Origin of the sequence: Acetobacter orleanensis (genome assembly GCF_001581005.1) — a bacterium.
Classification (GTDB): Bacteria; Pseudomonadota; Alphaproteobacteria; order Acetobacterales; family Acetobacteraceae; genus Acetobacter; species Acetobacter orleanensis.
On sequence record NZ_LHZV01000066.1, the window covers coordinates 124,999 to 145,656 of the forward strand.

Annotated in this window: 19 protein-coding genes and 1 tRNA gene; 15 read left to right on the plus strand and 5 right to left on the minus strand. The window is 55.7% G+C overall.

Going from position 1 to position 20,658, the window contains the following annotated elements; translation table 11 throughout:
• Positions 1-131: 131 nt before the first annotated feature.
• From AD949_RS11525 to AD949_RS11545, 5 genes are all read left to right on the plus strand, one after another.
• Entirely contained in the window at positions 132-764 is a 633-nt protein-coding gene (locus tag AD949_RS11525) for a Maf family protein (RefSeq protein ID WP_048834810.1), read from the plus strand.
• An 82-nt stretch (positions 765-846) separates the two neighbouring features.
• A tRNA-Ala gene (locus tag AD949_RS11530) sits at positions 847-922 on the plus strand.
• Positions 923-1,070: 148 nt separating this feature from the next.
• Positions 1,071-1,274 carry a hypothetical protein gene (locus AD949_RS11535; protein WP_048834811.1) on the plus strand — a complete coding sequence of 68 codons (204 nt, stop codon included), beginning with the start codon at positions 1,071-1,073 and terminating at the stop codon, positions 1,272-1,274.
• Positions 1,275-1,295: 21 nt separating this feature from the next.
• Positions 1,296-2,537, plus strand: coding sequence for a multidrug effflux MFS transporter (locus tag AD949_RS11540; RefSeq protein WP_048834812.1), 1,242 nt, complete (start codon positions 1,296-1,298; stop codon positions 2,535-2,537).
• Positions 2,538-2,564: 27 nt separating this feature from the next.
• The gene (locus tag AD949_RS11545) at positions 2,565-4,007 is read left to right on the plus strand and encodes an amidohydrolase family protein (RefSeq protein WP_082064578.1); all 1,443 of its coding nucleotides are present in this window, start codon (positions 2,565-2,567) and stop codon (positions 4,005-4,007) included.
• Positions 4,008-4,014: 7 nt separating this feature from the next.
• Here AD949_RS11545 and AD949_RS11550 read toward each other — a convergent pair whose 3' ends face one another.
• From AD949_RS11550 to AD949_RS11565, 4 genes are all read right to left on the minus strand, one after another.
• Positions 4,015-4,416, minus strand: coding sequence for a hypothetical protein (locus AD949_RS11550; protein WP_244463274.1), 402 nt, complete (start codon positions 4,414-4,416; stop codon positions 4,015-4,017).
• Positions 4,417-4,447: 31 nt separating this feature from the next.
• A complete protein-coding gene (locus tag AD949_RS11555; protein WP_048834873.1) occupies positions 4,448-4,642 on the minus strand; it encodes a Trm112 family protein in 195 nt (64 codons plus the stop codon).
• A gap of 22 nt (positions 4,643-4,664) precedes the next feature.
• Positions 4,665-5,303 (minus strand): LON peptidase substrate-binding domain-containing protein, encoded by a 639-nt coding sequence (locus AD949_RS11560; protein ID WP_096430381.1) that lies wholly within the window; start codon positions 5,301-5,303, stop codon positions 4,665-4,667.
• Positions 5,304-5,377: 74 nt separating this feature from the next.
• Complete coding sequence (locus AD949_RS11565; protein ID WP_048834874.1) at positions 5,378-6,337, minus strand: thioredoxin family protein; 960 nt, start codon at positions 6,335-6,337, stop codon at positions 5,378-5,380.
• Between the two features lie 226 nt (positions 6,338-6,563).
• Here AD949_RS11565 and uvrA point away from each other — a divergent pair, with 226 nt between their 5' ends.
• The 3 genes from uvrA (at position 6,564) to AD949_RS11580 (ending at position 11,743) form a co-directional block, all read left to right on the plus strand.
• Complete coding sequence (gene uvrA / locus AD949_RS11570; protein WP_048834815.1) at positions 6,564-9,455, plus strand: excinuclease ABC subunit UvrA; 2,892 nt, start codon at positions 6,564-6,566, stop codon at positions 9,453-9,455.
• A 3-nt stretch (positions 9,456-9,458) separates the two neighbouring features.
• Entirely contained in the window at positions 9,459-10,319 is an 861-nt protein-coding gene (locus AD949_RS11575) for a creatininase family protein (protein ID WP_371277369.1), read from the plus strand.
• Between the two features lie 149 nt (positions 10,320-10,468).
• Complete coding sequence (locus AD949_RS11580) at positions 10,469-11,743, plus strand: YVTN family beta-propeller repeat protein (RefSeq protein WP_048834876.1); 1,275 nt, start codon at positions 10,469-10,471, stop codon at positions 11,741-11,743.
• 191 nt (positions 11,744-11,934) lie between these two features.
• Here AD949_RS11580 and aldA read toward each other — a convergent pair whose 3' ends face one another.
• Entirely contained in the window at positions 11,935-13,395 is a 1,461-nt protein-coding gene (gene aldA / locus AD949_RS11585) for an aldehyde dehydrogenase (RefSeq protein ID WP_048834816.1), read from the minus strand.
• A gap of 171 nt (positions 13,396-13,566) precedes the next feature.
• Between aldA and AD949_RS11590 the strand changes: the two genes are divergently transcribed.
• The 7 genes from AD949_RS11590 to rimI all read left to right on the plus strand — a co-directional run bounded on the left by AD949_RS11590 (position 13,567) and on the right by rimI (position 20,604).
• Entirely contained in the window at positions 13,567-14,436 is an 870-nt protein-coding gene (locus tag AD949_RS11590) for a LysR family transcriptional regulator (protein WP_048834817.1), read from the plus strand.
• Between the two features lie 125 nt (positions 14,437-14,561).
• The gene (locus AD949_RS11595; RefSeq protein ID WP_456303487.1) at positions 14,562-16,595 is read left to right on the plus strand and encodes a M61 family metallopeptidase; all 2,034 of its coding nucleotides are present in this window, start codon (positions 14,562-14,564) and stop codon (positions 16,593-16,595) included.
• Positions 16,486-17,910, plus strand: coding sequence for a DUF2075 domain-containing protein (locus AD949_RS11600; RefSeq protein ID WP_082064579.1), 1,425 nt, complete (start codon positions 16,486-16,488; stop codon positions 17,908-17,910). Before AD949_RS11595 ends, AD949_RS11600 begins: the two co-directional genes overlap by 110 nt.
• Positions 17,911-18,138: 228 nt before the next feature.
• Complete coding sequence (locus AD949_RS11605) at positions 18,139-18,702, plus strand: NifU family protein (RefSeq protein WP_048834819.1); 564 nt, start codon at positions 18,139-18,141, stop codon at positions 18,700-18,702.
• A 161-nt stretch (positions 18,703-18,863) separates the two neighbouring features.
• On the plus strand, positions 18,864-19,445 hold the full coding sequence (locus AD949_RS11610; RefSeq protein WP_048834820.1) for a malonic semialdehyde reductase: 582 nt from the start codon (positions 18,864-18,866) through the stop codon (positions 19,443-19,445).
• 2 nt (positions 19,446-19,447) lie between these two features.
• Positions 19,448-20,140: a tRNA (adenosine(37)-N6)-threonylcarbamoyltransferase complex dimerization subunit type 1 TsaB gene (gene tsaB / locus AD949_RS11615; protein ID WP_048834821.1), complete on the plus strand. Its 693-nt coding sequence runs from the start codon at positions 19,448-19,450 to the stop codon at positions 20,138-20,140.
• Complete coding sequence (gene rimI, locus AD949_RS11620; protein WP_244463275.1) at positions 20,137-20,604, plus strand: ribosomal protein S18-alanine N-acetyltransferase; 468 nt, start codon at positions 20,137-20,139, stop codon at positions 20,602-20,604. Before tsaB ends, rimI begins: the two co-directional genes overlap by 4 nt.
• Positions 20,605-20,658: the final 54 nt, after the last annotated feature.

Below are 20,658 nucleotides of genomic sequence, written 5' to 3' on the forward strand. Positions count from 1 at the left end.
GACTCTTGTGAGTTGTGCACGGTACTCGGTACGGGCTTGTCACGATCACCGTACAATCCACATGTACCCCGGTACTCAGGAGAGTACTCACAGCCCCCTTATTGCTTAGTACCTGAAAGAGACTCGCTTCGGTGCCAGATTTAGTACTCAAACCGACTCCAATACAGGACTCGCGCCATAAACTGGTGCTGGCGAGTGGTTCTGCCATTCGGCGCACCTTGCTGGAAAATGCCGGTCTGGCATTTTCCGTCATGTCTTCCTCCGTGGATGAAGAGCCTCTCAAACAGGCCGGATGGGCAGAGGGGGCCACACCGCAGACCGTTGCCCTCCGTCTGGCGGAAGCCAAGGCGCTTTCCCTCACCTGTGAAGATGCTTTTATAATCGGCGCGGACCAGATGCTGTCCTGTAACGGGAACTGGTATGACAAACCGGCTGACCTGAAAGCTGCCCGCCAGCAACTCCTGTCTTTGAGAGGGCAGACCCATACCCTGCATACGGCTGTGGTGGTGTGCCGAAACGGGCAGGTTTTATGGCAGCATGTTTCCGAGCCTCACCTTACCATGCGTCTGTTTTCAGAGGCTTTTCTGGATGCCTATCTAGCGGCGGAAGGAGAAGAGTGTCTGCACTCTGTTGGCGCATACCGGATTGAAGGTCCGGGCCTGCATCTTTTCGCCCGTATGGAGGGGGATCAGACAGCCATCCTCGGCCTCCCCCTTTTACCGTTGCTGGAAGGGCTGAGAGAGATGGGGGTGCTGTTTTCGTAAAATAGGGACTTGTCAGCAGTAGTCTCGTCTTGTATCAGGCGTGCACAAGCAAGCCACTTACGTGGCCTGACTGGAACAGTGTGGGGCCATAGCTCAGTTGGGAGAGCGCCTGAATGGCATTCAGGAGGTCGTCGGTTCGATCCCGATTGGCTCCACCAGTTCCTCATCATCCCTAAAAATTTATATGTCTAGAATTTGCTTCAGTCCAGAATGTCTGAGCATTCTTGTTCCTGTGCGGTTTGCTCAATAAGCCGGGCTATGTCGTTAGCCAGACTTAATGCGGCACCGTAGCAGCAGGAGTAAAGCATGGCAGAAGAGAATTGGACTGAAGAAAGCCCAGAAGACGCGGAAGCAGATGCACGGGCAGACCAGATTTTTCAGCAAACCGGCATTGCTGAGCCTGCCGAGCCTAAAGGCAGTTTTCTGCTAACGGTTGTTCTGCCCGTTCTGATAGCAGGAGTGTTGCTGATTGCTGGCCTCTGGACGTTCTCTAGCTGGTTGGGAATTTAACTGGCTGGGATTTTACAGACGATGCCGCGTTTTTCACCTGCCCCATTCGTGCCGGGAACCGGCTTTACACTCTGGCTGATTGTGCTGCTTGGTCTGGTCACAGCTATCGGGCCGGTGGCGACGGATATGTATCTTCCGGCCTTCCCACAATTGGAGCAGGATCTCGGTGGCGGGAAGGGCTCTGCTCAGTTCACGCTCGCAGCTTGGTTTTTGGGGTTAGCGCTGGGGCAGTTTTCTCAGGGACCGCTGTCTGACAGGTTTGGTCGGCGTGTGCCGCTTATGCTCGGTCTGCTGGTGTTTGCCGTAGCTTCGGCTGGTTGTGCGGTGGTGCAGGATTATTCCTTGTTCTGTGTCTGCCGGTTTGTTGCTGCCGTTGGCGGGTCTGCCAGCGCCGTAATTCCGCGCGCGATTGTGCGCGATGTGGCCACAGGCAAAAAAGGGGCCAAACTGATGGCGCAGTTGACGCTGGTTTTTGGCGTCATGCCGGTTTTGGCCCCCAGTCTGGGCAGTCTGGTCCTGCAATTTGGCAACTGGCGGTGGATCTTCTGGATTGGCGCGTTCTATGCGCTGGCCGCTATTGTTGGCCTGTTTCTTTCCCTGCCCGATACGTTGCAACCGGGACGCCGAGTTGCGTTTTCACCCATCAGGATTTTTGCCCGTTACATCATGATCAGTCAGGAGCCGGTTTTTATCTCCAATGCTCTGATTGCCACGTTTTCAACCTTTGTGATGTTTGCCTATCTGGGCAGCGCCCCGGTGCTGTTTGAGCAGGTGCTACATTTCACTCCCGGTCAGTTTGGTGCCTTTTTCGGGGTGAATGCCGCAGCTTTCATTCTCGGCACACAGATCAATGGTCGGCTGGTGCATCGGGTGGCCATGCCGGTCCTGCTGGAAGTGGGGGTGCTGTGGGCACTGATAGCCGGAGGGTTGTTTACGGTGCTGGCTTTAACAGGCGTTGCCGGAGAACATCACGCTCTTCTAACCTGTGTGTTGATTTCCAGCATTACCGGAGCACTGGGTTTTATCGGCCCGAATGCGACTGTGATGTCTTTCCATCATCATGGCCAGCATGCGGGCAGTGCATCGGCTTTATTGGGAACCATGCAGTTCGGCATTGGTTCATTGAGTAGTGTTCTGGTGGGTCTGCTGCCCGGTGGCAGCGCCATACCAACAGCCATTGGTATGATGGTTGGTATTCTTGGAATGGCCGGTGCGGACCTCATGCGGCGGTGTGCTCCCGAAATCAGCGCCGAAGAGGACTAAGCACCGTCTGACATAAAAGGACGGGTTATGACGTGTCATTCAGAAAAGAAACGGGCAGTGCGGGGCGTATCCCGCCTGCTGCTGGCTGGTGTTGCCGGTGGTGTGATTAATGGTGTGGTCGGTCTGGGGAGTATCGGAGGGCAGGCGTATGCGCAGGCTCCTTCTCCCATTCTGCTGGAGCATGTGCGTCTCTTTGACGGCACCAGTAAGGTTGAGCAGGAAGATATGGCCGTTCTGGTGCAGGGCACACGGATTGTTTCCGTGGGGCAGACGGGGCACCTGACCGCGCCAAAAGATGTGAAGCGGATTAACCTGTCCGGCAAAACGCTTATCCCCGGCCTGATTACCGACCACAGCCATGTGGGTCTGGTGTCCGGCACCTCCGTCGGGGCTGAGAATTTTACAGTGCCCGTCATAAAAACGGCCTTGGACCAGTATGAACGCTATGGGGTGACGACGGTTACGGCCTTGGGCCTGACAAAATCCCCCCTGTTTGATGACCTCCGGCGCGCCCAGCATGCGGCCGGGGCAACGGGGGCTGACCTGTTCGGGGTGGATCAGGGTATTGGCGTGCCCGGTGGTATGCCGCCAGAGGGCATGGTCAAGGTTGGGAAAGATCAGATCTTCCGCCCGGCAACAGTGGATGAGGCACAGCAGGCCGTACGCACCATGGCCAGCGAACATACGGACCTTGTGAAGATCTGGGTGGATGATTTCCGCAATGGTGTGTCCAGCCAGAAACCTCTGCCTGTTATGCAGTCCGAAATCTGGCAGGCGGTTATCAAGGAAGCGCATAATCAGCATCTGCGGGTGGCCGCGCATATTCATGATCTGGATTACGGCAAACGGCTTGTCGGGGCTGGGGCGGATATTATCGCCCATGGTGTGCGGGATGAGCCGGTTGATGCGGCCTTTATCACCGCCATGAAAGACCGGGGCGTGTGGTATATCCCCACGATCAGTCTGGACGAGGCAACTTATCTGTTTGCCGAACAGCCGGAGATTCTGAATGATCCGGTTCTGAAAGCCGGACTGAATGCGGACTTGCAGAAACAGTTTTCCGACCCCGCATGGCGGCAGAAAATAGCCAGTTCACCTCTGGCGCGGGCGTCTCACGCCGCTGTGGCGATGAACCAGAAAAATCTGCTCACCCTGTATCGGGCTGGCGTGAAAATTGGGTTTGGCACGGATTCCGGTGCGGCACCGGTGCGTATTCCCGGTTTTGCGGAACATAGGGAGTTACATCTGCTGGTGGAGGCCGGGCTGACCCCCCTTCAGGCGCTGACACTGGCCACCAGTCAGGCAGCGGCGTTGCTCAACCTGCCTGATCGCGGCGTGATTGCACCGGGCAAGCGGGCTGATTTTGTGGTGTTGGAGGCTGACCCTGCGGAGAATATTGCTGCTGTGGACCAGATTGCTGCCGTCTGGCGCGGGGGTGCGCGGGTTGCCGGTCCTCTGGTGCCACGTTGAGTGGTGTTTAGTGCGGCTGCGGGGCTGACTGCTGCGGTTGTTCCCGCTTGCCGTAAATGGCCTGTGTTTCCGGAATGACGCTGTGGCCGTCCCCTGCTTCCAGCGGGCCGGTTGCGGCGTCGGACGGGGCCAGAGGTTCGTACCGGTCTTTCGGCTGGTTTTTATCCGGATTCTGGCCGTTATTGCGAGCCATGTCCTCACGCCGTTCCTGTTCCTGAGCCGCCCGGGCTTCCGCCGGAGCGGCTTCCGGCAGGAAGCGGCCCGGTCGTTCTGGCGGAACGTCGATATTATCGCCCTCAATCTCCACATGGCACCCGGCCAGTAAAGGAGCGGCCAGCACCAACGCTCCCAACTCCAGCATCAGGCGTGGAGCAGGTCTGCTTCGGAACGGAGGGGAGCGGCGTTTCACGGAAGGGCGTTACCCGGGCCTTGCTGAGCGATCAGCCTTCGAGGGAACGGGCTTCTTCCGGCAGCATGACAGGAATGCCATCGCGGATGGGGAAGGCCAGTCTGGCCTGTGCGCTGATCAGTTCATTGGTCGTGGCATCGTAGGTCAGCGGGCCTTTGGTCACCGGGCAGACAAGAACGGAGAGGAGCCGCGGGTCGAGCGGAGGAGAAATTTCAGCACCAGACATGAGCATCACCCATAAAAAATATTCAGGAAGGCGGACCTTCCTCTTCAGGACCAGACAGGTCTAGCAGCATTTGCAACACACGCACACGGTCTGTCAGGCTGCCAGCATCAAGCAATGCCTGTTTTTCCGCCGGAGGAAAAGGACAGATCATGGGGAGTGTGACCAGCAGCGTATCATCCTCCATATGTTCAATAATCGACCAGCGGGCTGACAGGCCCTTCTGGCGGAAATAACGGCGGAGTGACTCCAGCAGTTTTTCCCGGTCGAATGGTTCTGACGGAATTTCACTCAGGTCCCCCACAAAAGAGGACACATCAATCCGGGCCTGCCGGTAGCCTCTGTGCAGACCCGTCTCCCGCAGGATCCGGAATCTGGCGACACCGCTCAGGGTGATGGCAAATGTGCCATCCGCCCGTTCCGTAAAGGAGGTTATCCGGCCCAGACACCCAATGCTGTAGAGAGGCGGGGCTTTCTCCACCTCTTCTTCATCTTCCTCCCCCCACAAAGGCTGGATCATGCCGATGAGCCTTTGGGACGCCAGAGCATCTTCCACGAGGGCCACGTAGCGGGGCTCAAACACGTTCAGCGGCAGTTTGCCACGTGGGAGCAGCAACACACCGCTGAGCGGGAACAGGCCAATTTCCGCAGGGATATCGGCCATTGTGAGGTCTGAAACTCTGGGAACGAGACGCAGAGCTTCATCGTCAGGCAGGAAGGATGCCAAGAGAAACCGTTTCAGGAAAACAGGAGAGAAGATAGCCGGCGGCGGGCGGCGAGTGTCGCCGGGTCATCTTGTCCCCATGCTTCAAAAAAGCGGAAAAGCTGGTGTTTGGCCGCACCCTCGTTCCAGTTCTGGTCCGCCCGGATAATGGATAGAAGTTCGTCTGCCGCTTCTTCTCGCTTCCCGGCCACGTTCAGGCCAGTCGCCAGTTCGCACCGGGCGGCGTAGTCATCCGGGTTGGCGGCAAGGCGGGCGCGGACCTCTTCCATTTCCTGCGCGGCTTTGCGGCCTTCCTTCTTGAGTTCCAGCGCAGCCCGTGCGCCCGCCACTTCCGGAGCGTCCTTGATTTTTTCAGGTACGTCCGCAAGGGCGGCGTCTGCTGCTTCTTCGTCATCCAGAGCCAGCATCGCACGGATCAGGCCGCCCCATGCTTTCGGGTTTTCAGGCTCTTCGCCCAGAACGGCGGAGAACAGTTCCGCTGCGTGGGCGGGCTGGTTGGTTTCCATGGCGACCGTTGCTTCCTGCAACAGTTCCGTTGCGGGCATCGTGCCGCCACCCGCAGCCTTCAGCACGCCTTCCACAAATTTTTTGATCTCGCTTTCCGGCAGCGCGCCCTGAAACAGGTCCAGAATCTGGCCTTTCCAGAAAACAGCCACCATCGGAATGGATTGCAGCGGCAGGCCAATCTGCGTGAGCTGGGCCGCAAGAGCGCGGTTGGCTTCAATATCGACTTTAACAAGGCGGACCTTGCCCTTTGCCGCCGTCACAACCTTTTCCAGCACCGGCGTCAGTTGTTTACACGGGCCACACCAGTCCGCCCAGAAATCCACCAGAATGGGAATGGACCGGCTGGCTTCAATCACATCCTGCATGAAGGTGGCTTGTGTGCCATCCGTAATCAGAGGCGTTTCAGCCTGCGGGCCGTTTGCCTGTCCCGGGGTAAGGGGGCTGGGCTGGCCAATAATATGGTCCATACTGGTGTCATCCTTGCTCAAAACGGAGGGGGACGGCGTGGGGTCCACCCGGCGGCACAAACCGCATTATCTTTCTAAATGGTCAATCCCCTGCCCCGGTGCAATGGGAATTGGCGCAAGAGGCACCATATCTGCATGGAATGAGGTGTCGGGCGGCCATTCCCTGATTGCATGAAGGGCGGCAAAGGCGGCATACAGGACAAAACAGGAACGGCAGCGGTATTTTATGGACAATCCATCTTTTCCCAGTGCTCAGAAACTCAGTGTGCGTGGGGCACGGGCGCATAACCTCAAAAATGTTGATATCGACATTCCACGGGATTGTCTGACGGTGGTGACCGGGCTTTCCGGGTCCGGCAAGTCCTCTCTGGCGTTTGATACGATCTATGCTGAAGGCCAGCGCCGCTACGTGGAAAGCCTGTCCGCCTACGCCCGCCAGTTTCTGGAACTGATGGGCAAGCCGGATGTGGATTCCATAGAAGGGCTTTCCCCCGCCATTTCCATCGAGCAGAAAACAACGTCCAAAAACCCGCGCTCCACCGTGGGTACCGTGACGGAAATTTATGACTATATGCGTCTGCTCTGGGCGCGGGCGGGTGTGCCCTATTCTCCCGCCACGGGCCTGCCGATTGAAGCCCAGACCGTCAGCCAGATGGTGGACCGTGTCATGGCGCTGCCGGAAGGCACCCGCCTGCTGCTGCTCTCCCCCGTTATCCGTGACCGCAAGGGGGAATACCGCAAGGAACTGGCGGAGTTGCAGCGCAAGGGCTTTACCCGCGTAAAGGTGGATGGCGAGCTTTACGAAATTGCGGACGTCCCTGCCCTGAACCGCAAGCTGCGCCATACGGTGGAAGTGGTGGTGGACCGTGTGGTGGTGAAAGAAGGGATTGAAACCCGTCTGGCGGATAGTTTTGAAACCGCTTTGAGCCTGTCCGACGGCATTGCCTACACGGAGGAGGTAATCAAGGACAAAAATGCCGAACCCGAACGGCTGGTCTTTTCTTCCCGCTTCTCCTGCCCTGTCAGCGGTTTTACGCTGGAAGAAATTGAACCACGCCTCTTTTCCTTCAACGCCCCGCAGGGGGCCTGTCCGTCCTGTGACGGGTTGGGGTCTGAAACCTTTTTCAATCCTGCCCTTGTTGTGCCGGATGTCTCAAAATCCTTGCAAAAAGGGGCGATTGCGCCCTGGAAAGATGCAAAATCTCCTCTGCTGGAACAGACATTGACCAGCTTAGCGGCGCATTTTGGCATCAGCATGGACACCCCATGGAAAGACCTGCCTGAATCGGCTCAGGACGGTATTCTGAACGGTGTTGATGAAAACATCGATTTTACCTATCAGGATGGCCGCAAGAGCTATACGGTCAGCAAACCGTTTGAAGGGGTTCTGGCCAGCCTCGCCCGGCGTCTGGCCAGCACGGACAGTATGTGGGTGCGGGAGGAACTGTCCCGCTATCAGTCTGAAAAACCGTGCCATGTCTGCCATGGTGCGCGCCTGAGGCCGGAGGCTCTGTCCGTCCATGTTGCCAATAAAACCATCGCTCAGGCCTGTGACCTGCCAATTGGTAAGGCGCTGGCGTGGTTTGAGACAGTCATGCCAACCCTAACCCCGCAAAAAGCTGAAATTGCCCGACGTATTCTGCGTGAAATTCAGGAACGCCTGACCTTTCTGGATGATGTCGGGCTGGACTATCTGACCCTCTCCCGTAGTTCCGCCACCCTGTCCGGTGGGGAAAGCCAGCGGATCCGGCTGGCCAGCCAGATAGGCTCGGGCCTGACCGGCGTGCTGTATGTGCTGGATGAACCCTCCATCGGCCTGCATCAGCGTGATAATGAACGCCTGCTTGGAACGCTTGAGCGTTTGAAAAAGCTTGGAAATACGCTGATTGTTGTCGAACATGATGAAGACGCCATCAGAAGTGCGGACTGGCTTGTGGATATGGGGCCGGGCGCTGGCGTCAATGGCGGTACAGTCATTGCGGCGGGCACGCCGGAGCAGGTTGCCAAAGTGCCGGAGAGTCTGACAGGCGCGTATCTGTCCGGCCGTAAAAGCATCCCGGTGCCGGAACATAGGCGTCCGTATGACAAGAAAAAAGTCCTGACGGTGGAAGGCGCTACCGGACATAACCTGAAAAATGTCACGGCGCATTTCCCTCTGGGAACATTTACCTGTGTGACAGGGGTTTCCGGCAGTGGAAAATCCACGCTGGTCATTGATACGCTCTATAAAGCTCTGTCCCGCCAGTTGATGGGGTCTTCCCAGTCTCCAGAGGCTTATAAGGAGATTAAAGGGATAGAGCTGCTCGATAAGATTATTGATATTGATCAGTCTCCTATTGGTCGCACACCCCGTTCCAACCCGGCAACCTATACCGACCTGTTTACGCCTATCCGGGACTGGTTTGCAGAACTGCCGGAAAGTAAGGCGCGCGGGTACAAGCCGGGTCGGTTCTCCTTTAACGTGAAGGGTGGGCGGTGCGAGGCGTGTCAGGGTGATGGCGTTCTCAAGATCGAGATGCATTTCCTGCCAGATGTGTTCGTGACCTGTGATACCTGCAAAGGTACGCGCTATAACCGTGAGACGCTGGACATCAAATTCCGTGGCAAATCCATTGCGGATGTGTTGGCCATGAGCGTGGATGAAGCCCTGCCCTATTTCTCGGCGCAGACCCGTATCCGGGACAGGCTGGCCATTTTGCAAAAAGTCGGTCTTGGCTATGTCGCCCTTGGCCAGCAGGCGACCACGCTTTCCGGTGGGGAAGCGCAGCGCGTGAAGCTGTCCAAGGAACTGGCGCGTCGGGCCACAGGCCGCACCGTATATATTCTGGATGAACCAACAACTGGCCTCCATACAGAAGACGTCAGAAAGCTTCTGGAAGTTCTGCATGTGCTGGTGGATCAGGGCAATACGGTTATTGTCATTGAGCATAATCTGGAAGTAATCAAAACGGCGGACTGGATTGTGGATGTCGGGCCGGAAGGCGGGGATGGTGGTGGCCGTATTGTTATAGAAGGCACACCGGAAGATGTTGCGGCCTGCCCGGAAAGCTATACGGGCCAGTTTCTTGCGCCACTGCTTAAATCCACCCCTGCAAAAACCAGAAAAAAGAAGAAATAAGCTGTGTTGTTCAAAAAGAAGAAAAATAGGATTGTTGGGTCCGTTTTGTCCTGCCTTGTGCTGGGAGCCTCTGTGCTGTCTTCGTCCGCTTTTGCACAGAGCGTGGCGGGAGGACAATCTGGCAGCGCTGTCAGTTCCGTTCTGTTTGCAAAGCACACATGGACAGAAATTCAGTCCGGTGTGGCGGCGGGGGTGACGACCATCATCATCCCTGTTGGGGGTACGGAACAGAGTGGCCCCTACATTGCTGTGGGCAAACATAATGAACGCGCTGCTTATCTTGCGGAAAAGATTGCGGAAAAAACCGGAAAAACACTGGTAGCACCCGTTATTGCCTATGTGCCGGAGGGCAGCACGTCTCCACGGTCTTCCCATATGCGGTTTCCCGGCACGATTACGGTGCCACCAGATGTTTTTGAAAAACTTCTTGTGTCCGCCGGGGAGAGTTTTCAGGTGCAGGGCTTCCGGCTGATCGTTTTTATCGGGGATCATGGCGGGTATCAGAAATATCTTGAAAAAGCCGCGGCATTACTCAACCAGACATGGCACGGGACAGGCGCGCGGGCCCTGTATGTCAGTGGTTTTTATACCGTGATCGCCCATCAATACGCAGACTGGCTGAAACAGCAGGGCTACGGGAAAGATGTAGGGCAGCATGCGGACATCAGCGACACCTCGCTGATGTTGGCGGTTGACCCCTCTATGGTCCGGCAGGATGCGCTCCACCATGCGGGAGCGCCTTCTCCGCAGGAAGGGATTTATGGTGGAGATCCACGCCGAGCTTCGGCCCCCCTCGGGCAGGCTGGCCTTACCATGCAGATTAACGCTGCCGTGCAGGCTATTCAGGCTGCACGGGGATTCTGAGAGCGGAGTAGTTAAAGAACTTCTGTAAGAATAAATCTCAAGAACAAAGCTCCGTTGTGAGAATTCTGAAAATAGACGCTTAATCACGCATATGCTAAAGCGTTGTCGCGTGATGATGACAGCACAAGAAAGGGATGGGCTGTAATATTATGGTAGTAAAAAGACATCTGGCAGCCGCTACGGCTGTGTTTGTCGCTTTAGGCGCGGGGGCCAGTTTGGCCGTTGCGCAGGAAGCCAGTCAGTCCCCTGTGCAGACAACAGGGCCGTCTGCTACCCCGCAGCCTGCACCGGCGCCTGCCTTGCAGGGTTCCCCGACCCAGCCAGCGGTTCCTGCTGTTGCGCCCACAATCCAGACCATTCCGGGCATGCCGCCGGTCATCAATCCGGCCAACCTGTATAGTGAGACCACGCCCGAGCATATCGCGCCGGAGGTGGCAAAGGATCTGGCCCGTGTTTACGTGCCAAACCTGCGCTCTAATGATGTGTCGGTTATTGATCCTGCAACGTCAAAAGTGGTGGACCGTTTCCCCGTTGGGAAAAGCCCGCAGCATGTGGTGCCGTCTTGGGACCTGCGGACTCTGTGGGTCACTAACAATGCCGAAGGCACCACCAACGGCAGCCTGACTCCCATTGACCCCCGCACAGGCAAACCCGGTCAGGCCATTGCGGTGGATGACCCCTACAATATGTATTTCACGCCGGATGGCAAATCCGCCATTGTGGTGGCAGAAGCCCGCAAGCGGCTGGATTTCCGTGACCCGCATACCATGGCGCTCCAGCAGTCCGTGGAAACGCCGGACTGCAAGGGCGTGAACCATGCGGATTTCTCCATCGATGGCCGCTACGCCATTTTCACCTGTGAGTTTGGTGGGCATCTGGTCAAGGTTGATACCGTCAACAAGACCGTGCTGGGCTACCTGAAGCTGTCCAGTGGTGGCATGCCGCAGGATATTCTGGTCTCCCCGAATGGGAAGACGTTCTACGTGGCCGACATGATGGCGGATGGCGTGTTCCTTGTGGATGGTGATAGCTTCAAGGAAATCGGTTTTATCCCGACAGGGATAGGCACACATGGTCTGTATCCCAGCCGGGATGGCACGAAAATGTATGTCGCCAACCGTGGGTCTCACAAAATCCATGGGAAGCCGCACAGCAAGGCGGGTGGTGTTACGGTGATTGATTTTGCCACTAACAAGATTGTGGCAAACTGGCCTATTCCTGAAGGCGGCAGCCCGGACATGGGCAACGTGAGCGCGGACGGCAAAACCCTTTGGCTCTCTGGCCGTTTTGATGATGTTGTTTATCAGATCAACACGGAAAATGGTTCCATGCAGAAAATCCCGGTCGGGGCTGAGCCACACGGCCTGACAGTCTGGCCGCAGCCGGGCCGCTATTCTATCGGTCATACAGGTATTTTGCGCTAACACGGCGCAACGCGCGCATACGTGTGAAAACCAGAAAAAACCCCTTCCTTTTTGTTAAGGAAGGGGTTTTTTCTGGGGCTATTTTTCAGGGCACAAGGTCTGAAAAACAGACTGCCTGCAAAGGGTAAAGAAACATTGAGCAGAGACGCCTGATTTTTTCAGGTCTGTCTCCACTCTGTTCCGTTAAGGCCTCAGGCGTTCAGGTAAATTGTCTTGGTCTGCACGTAGGCTTCAAGACCGTATTTTCCATCTTCACCGCCAAGGCCACTGTCTTTGTAACCGTGATGGAAACCCTGCGGGGCTTCACCACCTTCACGATTGACATAGACTTCCCCGAAATTCAGGTCGGAGCTGATGCGCATGATCTTTTTGAGATCCTGCGTAAAGACATAGGCAGACAGACCATACCGGCAGTCATTCGCCTGACGCAGAGCATCCTCAAAGTCCTTCACTTTGGTCAGCAGCATGACGGGGCCGAAAACCTCGTTCTGCACAATATCCATGCCTTCCTTCACATTGGTCAGCAAAGTTGGTGCGTAGAAGTAGCCTTTATCATAAATACCACCTTTCAGACGCTCCCCACCCGTTTGCAGTTTGGCTCCCTGAGAGACGGCTTTTTCCACCATGGCATGAACTTTTTCCAGTTCTTGCTTACTCACTTTCGGCCCCATATCCGTTTCGGCATCAAGGGGGTTACCAACTTTGAGTTGGGCAATTTTCTTTGTCACCAGATCAGCAAATTTGTCATAAACCGCTTCATGAATATAGGTGCGCTCATTGCTGGTGCATACCTGTCCACCATTGGTGAAGCGGGCCAGAACGGCGGCTGTGGCGGCTTTTTCCAGATCTGCATCCTCCATCACGATAAACGGTGCTTTACCGCCTAACTCCAGCCGGACTTCCTTGAGCGTATCCGCAGCGGCCGCCATGATTTTCTTGCCGGTGGCGGTGCTGCCCGTCATGGTGATCAGCCGAACATCGGGGTGTTCCACCAACGGGGTGCCAACGCCTTTGCCGTCACCCGGTACCACATTCAGGACACCTACCGGGAAAATACCGGCTTCTTCCGCCAAACGCGTGGCTTCCAGAGCGGCCAGAGGTGCGAGTTCATGCGGTTTGATAACAATGGTGTTGCCTGCCGCCAGTGCGGGTCCAACTTTACGGGCGAACAGGGCCAGCGGGAAGTTCCAAGCAGAAATGCCGCCAATCACACCGTGCGGAATTTTTTCAATCAGGATTTTTTCTCCCGGACGGCTACCCGGAATAATATCCCCTTCCAGCCGACGGGTATTTTCCGCTGCAAAGCGAAGCAGTCCTGCCGCAAAGGCGACTTCCGTTTTGGCTTCTTTAAGTGGTTTGCCCATCTCGCTGGTAATCAGGTGAGCAAGGCGGTCAGCATTTTTATCAATCAGAGTCTTAAAGGCGTAGAGCGCATCGGCCCGTTCTTCCGCTGTTTTGCGGCTCCACGCCGGAAACGCTTTTGATGCCGCCGCGACGGCAGTTTTAACATCCTGTTCCGCGCCATTGGCGACGACGGCTATGAGTTCTCCCGTTGCCGGATTGTGAATGTCCAGCGTTTGGCCCCCGCTGGGTTTTGTCCAAGCGCCATTGATAAACAGATTATAGTGCGGTGTTGTCTGCGAAGAAGACATTGAAAATCACCTTTTTAAAGCAGGAGGAAACAGCGGATAATCAGACAATCTCGTTTCCGGAGTTACTGATCAAAACGTCTGTGCTGTTGATAGTTCCCACCTTCTCATAAGTCTTCATGCAATGAAAAGTGATTATAAAAGAGTAAAATGCTCATTTAAAGTGATCATAATATGTACACGCCAAAACTCTCTCACCTCCGGTTTTTCTGCGCCATTGTGGAAGCAGGCTCTCTTGCTGCTGCGGCGCGGCGTATGCATTGTGTGGCGTCCAACCTCACGATGCGGCTGAAGGAACTGGAGGCTGACCTCGGGCAGGACCTGTTTGTGCGGGAGCGCAAAAAGCTTCTCATTACCCCCGCAGGACGACTGTTTTATAAGGAAGCGAAAGATATTGTCAGCCGTGCGGACCGCCTGCCGCAATTATGGGCCCAAACCCTGCCGCGCGGCATTTTGAATATCGGGGCGCTAGATGTCGCGTTTTTGAGGCTGCTCCCCCAGTGTGTGCCCCGGTTTATCCGTGATTACCCCGGTATCCAGCTAAATATTCTGCAAAAACCCAGTTTTAGTCTTGAACGGATGCTGGTGAGTGATGAGATTGATCTGGCGCTGACAGACGGGCCGGTTGAAAATACGCTGCTGGAAGGTACTTTTGCGTTTTCCGAGACCCTGCATCTTGTTGTGCCCGAGCATGTCCGAAAAATCACGCCGGATGTGATAGAACATTCCGATATCTACCTCTTTGACAAAGACTGCTTTTACAGGCGCTGTGCTGAAAACTGGCTGGAAAGTAAAAATTATCATCCTCGTTCCATTGTTACACTGGAATCTTATGCCCTGATTATGGCGTGTCTGAAAACAGGGGCAGGTCTGTCTTTCATGCCAGAAAGTGTCCTCAGGCAGTTCCGGAAAGAAGGGGAAAACCTTAGAACATTCAGGCTGGATGGGCTTGGGCCGACGGATGTGTATTTTGTGTGGAGAAAACACGCGAAAAGCCAGATTATCGAAACATTTATTGAAATGGCGCGGGCGATTGAACAATAGGCTCTCAATGCCTTTTAGACCTCGACAGAGTTCTGCCAGAGTGCTTCATAATCGTAACGAAATAATGCGCGCCGCCCGCTGCCGTCTGGCTCTTGGGTGTGCTGCATCTGGTGGGAGATTTGGGTATGTCATTACGGAACCGTTTTTTATCCAGCGTCGGGCTGACAGTCCCGCGTCTTGCCGTGATGGGGCTGGCACTGGTGAGCCTGTCTCAGCAAGGGCAGGCCGCGCAGCCTGAGGTTTCTGTCCAGCCCCAGCCGCAGCCTCTGCCGCTCCCTCCTGCTGTGCCCACGCCGCAGGATGTGCCTTTTGGTAGCACGCTCTCTCTGGCTGTTGATGGTACGGACCTCGCGCGCCATATTCTCAGCATGAAGGAGACAATCCCTCTTCCTGCGCGTATCGCGCAGAAGGGTGGGGATTTTGTGCTCCTCTATCCCATGTGGCTACCCGGAAACCACTCTCCCAGCGGCACGATTGATCAGTTGGGCGGACTGATCGTGAAGGCGGATGGCAAGATCATCCCGTGGCTGCGTGATACGGTAACAGTCAGTGCCTTCCATGTTGACGTGCCCAAGGGCACCAAAGAGCTGGACGTGTCGTACCAGTTGCTCACGCCGGTTTCTTCAAAAGAGGGCCGTGTTGTCATGACGGATACTATGGAGAACGTGCAGTGGGCTGACGTTTCTCTCTATCCGGCCGGATATTTCACACGGCAGATTATGGTGCATCCAAGCGTGACCTTTCCGGCAGGCTGGTCCTACGGAACTGCTCTGCGGTCTGACGGCACAGGGGCAGCCAGCAAGGTCTCCTTCCAGCCGGTTTCTTTTAACACGTTGGTTGATTCGCCAATTTTCGCGGGAAAATATTTCCGCAAATTTGATCTGACACAGGATGACAAGGTCTCCGTCACGTTGAATGTCATGGCGGATCATCCGGAAGATCTGGCCGCGACGGATGCACAGATACAGGCGCACAAAAATCTTGTGAAACAGGCAAACCTGCTGTTTGGATCACATCATTACGCGCATTATGACTTCCTTCTTGCGCTAACAAACAAGCTGGGCGGTATTGGGCTGGAACATCATCAGTCCAGTGAAAACAGTGGCCCCAGAGGCTATTTTACGCATTGGGATAAAACCTTCGGGATGCGCGATTTGCTGGCCCATGAATTTACACATTCATGGAATGGCAAATACCGCCGGCCAGATGGGCTGTGGGCGCCGGATTTCAACACACCGCAGCGCGGTACGGGCCTGTGGGTGTATGAAGGCCAGACACAATACTGGGGTTATATTCTGGCGGCTCGTGCCGGGCTGATGACCGTGCCGCAGGTAAAGGATGCGCTGGCTCAGGTAGCTGCAACCTATGACAACCGGCAGGGCCGACAGTGGCGCCCGCTGATTGACACAACCAATGATCCGATTATCGCCCAGCGTGCTCCACAGTCATGGAGAAGTTGGCAGCGGAGTGAGGATTACTATTCAGAAGGCCAACTGATCTGGCTGGATGCGGATACGCTTATCCGCAAATTTTCCGGCAACACAAAAAGCCTGAACGATTTTGCGAAAGCGTTTTTCGGCACAAATAACGGCAGTATCGTGACCAGCACCTATAGTTTTGATGATGTGGTGAAAACACTGAACGCCGTGCAGCCGTATGACTGGGCAAAATTCCTGCGTGAGCGGCTCTATAACACCAGCACACATGCGCCGCTGGACGGGTTTACGCGTGGGGGCACCAATGTTGTTTATACTGAAAAGCCGTCAGACTACGTAAAATCCTATTCTGATTTACGGCATGTTTCTGACTTCCTGTTCTCTCTGGGTCTGGCGGTAAGCAAGAAAGGCTCAGTAAGTGAGGTACTGTGGGGGAGCCCCGCTTGGCAGGCCGGGATCACGCGTGATCAGGATCTTCTGGCTGTAAATGGAGAATCCTATGAGCCTGATATGCTTCAGGACGTGATTACCAGTGCCAAAAATAAGGATGCTGCTCCCATAGAACTGCTGTTGCGGGATGGTGAGCACTATCATACGGTGTCTGTCACCTATCATGGCGGCTTGCGGTATCCGCATCTTGAAGGGAATACGCAGCTTCTGGATACCATGCTGGCACCGCTTGGTGACCAGAAGGATACCGCCAGATCCGGCGCAGGAAAATAAGAGACTATTTGATAGTCTGGAGAGTTTTTTACAAATTTCTTCAGGCTATCAGCAAGGAGGGCGCGTGAAAGAGACTGGTTTATCCGATCATTATGAAAATGATGCCGCGGAGAAATTATCCCCTGAAAAGCGCCTTTCACCAGAACAGCAGAACCTGAAAAACGCTATCAAGGCGTTTTGTATTACGCATCAGCAGGATACTCATGCGGTTTTTGTAATTGAAGGGGATGCTGGAACCGGGAAAAGCATCGTTATCAATTCTATTTTTAACGAAATACAGGCGCTTTCTCGTGGAGCTGATAAAAACAGTCCTTTCTGGAAGACAGACAACTCTCTTGTCGTGAACCATCCAGAAATGATGAAATTGTATAAAAACATTTCTGAATCTTATCCGGCTTTGAAAAAGAAGGATTTTGAGCGCCCCACTACGTTTATAAATAGAATGCATAAAGTCGGGAAAACGGCAGATATTCTCTTTGTAGATGAAGCACATCTTCTTTTGATAAAAAGCGACAAATACAACAGATTTGAGCAAAACAATCATCTAGAAGAACTCATAAAGCTCTCTAGAATTACAGTTCTGGTTTTTGATGAAAAGCAGGTTTTGAAATTCAAGAGTTGCTGGAGCAAGAGTCTTTTAAACTCTTTGTTGAAAGACATTCCGTGTCAGACGTATCACCTCAGAACGCAGTTCCGGATGCAGGCGGGGCAGGATGTGCTCGACTGGATTGAGGGGTTTTGTCATAAAACAATTCTCCCCATGCCGCATAAACAGGCGTTTGATTTCCGGTTTTTTGCAGATGCGCAGGATCTTTATGACGCAATCCAAAAGGAAAATAGCCGCCACGGCCTTTCCCGCATGGTCGCGACCTATGATTATCCTTATCGGCTGGATGGGCAGGACCATTTTATCCATGAAGGGCGTTTTACCCTCCGGTGGGATCGGTCCAAGCCGGATGAAAAGCTGCCATGGGCTGAGCGGCCTGATACGATCGATGAAGTTGGGTCTGTCTATACCGTGCAGGGATTTGACCTGAATTATGTCGGGCTGATTTTAGGCCCCTCCGTGCTGTATGACCCGGTGACAGATGGCATCCGTATCGACACAAATCTGTATGAAGACGGCGCTGCCTTTGCCGGGCGAGACGGGATTCAGGACCCGGATGGCACCAAAGAACGCATTATGCTGAATGCGATCAATGTGCTGATGACACGTGCGGTGCACGGCTTGTTTATTTACGCGAGCGATCCGGCTTTGCGGGAAAGACTCATGCAAGCGCAGACCAGCAGCACTCAGGCGCGTGAAAGCGTCTGATCAGAACGATTTTCCGGGTATGCATGGCTGCCCGGCTCGCCGGGAGCAAGGCTGCTCTGCAAGGGCTTCTTTAAAGAATATTGGCCTGTTTTCCTGCAGGGCACAGAAAAAACCGCGGGCGTTCGACCAAAACAGAGTGTTTTCTTGCAATACAGGACTTGTCCTGTCCGCATTGTGGTGCCACCTGTTTCACACAGACACGTAGCAGACGATCAGGATCAGGTTGCCATGTTTATTGAAACTGAAGACACCCCTAACCCCGCCACGCTGAAGTTCCTTCCCGGCCGCACCGTGATGGGCGACGCCGGAACGGCTGATTTTATTGATGCGGATGCCGTGCAGGGCCGCTCCCCGCTGGCAGAAGCGCTGTTTGCTCTGCCCGGCGTCTCCCGCGTGTTTATGGGGTATGACTTTGTCTCCGTGACCAAGTCCGATCAGGAAGATTGGGCCGAGTTGCGTCCGCTGGTGCTGACAGCCCTGATGGACCATTTCGTATCCGGCGCGCCGGTTGTGGCGGAAGGCGTTGGGATTACGGAAGAAGCCATTGCGCCGGAAGATATGGAGATCGTCACCCAGATCAAGGAACTGCTGGACACGCGCGTTCGCCCCGCAGTGGCGGGGGATGGCGGGGACATTGTCTTCCGTGGCTACAAGGATGGCATTGTGCGCCTGACCATGCAGGGGGCTTGTTCTGGTTGCCCCTCTTCCCGCGCAACGCTGAAGCATGGTGTTGAAAACATGCTGCGGCATTACGTGCCGGAAGTTGTCTCCGTGGAGCAGGTTGAAGGGTAAGGTCGTCCTTCAGTCTCTTCCCGTCTCAGAACCTGTGACCTAAAAGAGGTATAAACAGCCTGCTCCCGCGCAGACACGGGGGAGCGGATGTTCTGACATGGACAACATGAAGGCCCGTAGCGGAAACCCCGCATACGCGGGGGAGCAGAGGCGGAACTAATATGCTGGATAATAGCGGGCTGGATCTTCTTTTCCAAAAGGCGCGCACGCCTCGGCGTTGGATGGCCCGGCCGGTGGAGCCCGCGTTGTTGCGCCGCCTGTATAGTCTGGTGAGCCTCGGCCCCACTTCCGGCAATTGTAGCCCCGCCCGGTTTGTTTTTATTACGGCTTCGGAAGGCCGGGAGCGCCTGCGCCCGGCGCTTTCCGCAGGCAATGTGAACCGCGTGATGGGCGCGCCGGTTATTGCCATTGTGGCGTATGATCCCCTGTTTTTTGATGAACTGCCGCGTCTTGCCCCCAATGAGGAACTTCGCTCGTGGTTTGCGGCGGATGTCGGGCTGGCGGAAGAAACCGCTTTCCGGAATGGTACGCTGGAAGGGGCCTATATGATTACGGCCGCCCGTGCTCTCGGGTTGGATGCGCTGCCTATTTCCGGGTTTGACCAGAGCATGGTGGAAGATAGTTTTCTGGCCGAAGAGGGCTGGCGCGCAAATTTCCTGCTCTGCCTTGGCTATGGGGATATCGAACACCTTCCCCCCCGCGCGCCGCGACTGGGGTTTGATGAAGCGTGCCGCCTGCTGTGAGGATGCCTGAACGGATTCTGGTGCTGGACGGCAGCCCGGCTGGAGACGCCGCCTGTGGTCTGGCGGCCTGCCTGACTCCTGCTTCTGATGGTGGGTTGACCCTTCTCGCGCACGCAAGTGCTGCGGGAAAGCAGGCGGCGGAAAATATCAGCCTTCTGGCGGCAGAAGCCCTGCAACAGGCTGGTTGGGGGGCAGGTTATTCTGTGCAGCCCGATTTGGTAGCCGTCGTGACGGGCCCCGGCTCCTTTACCGGCCTGCGCGCCTCCTGCGCCATGGCGGCAGGGTATGCCATTGGGGCGGGTTGCCCGCTGGTGGGGGTTACTCGTGGGGAAGCACTGCGTTCGGACCTTGAGGCAGAATGTGCTCGGCATGGGGAACTGGCAGGCTGGCTTCTGGTAACCGCAGCGCGGCGCGGCCGTGTGTTTGTGGAACGGGCCGACGGCGTGCAGGCGGTCGCACTGGCAGACTGGTCTCCTCTGCCCGGTCGGTGGTTGGTGGCGGGAGATGCTGCGGCTACCCTCCCGGTGGAGGGCGCTGTTATTTCTGGCCTGACACAGCCAACTGCCATCCAGATTGCGGCGGCAGCCGTTGCAAGGCTGACAGGCAAGCTCGCGCCGCGGGATGCCCTGCCGTTATATGTTGACCCACCAGAAGCCAAGCTTCCGGCGGCTGGTTTACGGTCTGCGCCGGTTTGAGCCAGACAGTTTTCGAGCCTGTGGAGATTGTTGAAGCGACTTTGGCCCACGGCGCAGTGCTGGCAGCCCTGCACGCACACAGTTTTTCAGCGGAGGATGTGTGGGACGAAGAAGCCTTGAAGCAGCTTCTTCCCATGCCGGGCGTCGTGACGGCCCTTGCGCTGCGGGATGACCAGCCCGCAGGTTTTCTCATGATCCGCTGCGTGGCGGACGAAGCTGAAATCCTGACCCTCTGTGTTGCCACAGCATACCGCCAGCAAGGCATTGCGCGGCAGCTTTTGACATGGGGTGTGATGGAAGCGCAGGACAGGGGCGCGGACCATATGTTTCTGGAAGTCTCTGTAAAAAACACTGCTGCGCAGGCGCTTTATGCAGGCACTGGATTTGTGCAGGCTGGAAAGAGGCGCGCTTATTACCCGGATGGATCAGATGCGCTGGTGCTGATGCATAGTTGGGGCGGGTAAGCCGGAACGCATCTGTTCTGGTGGAAGTTCAGACTCTGTTTGCGTGTGTGGGCC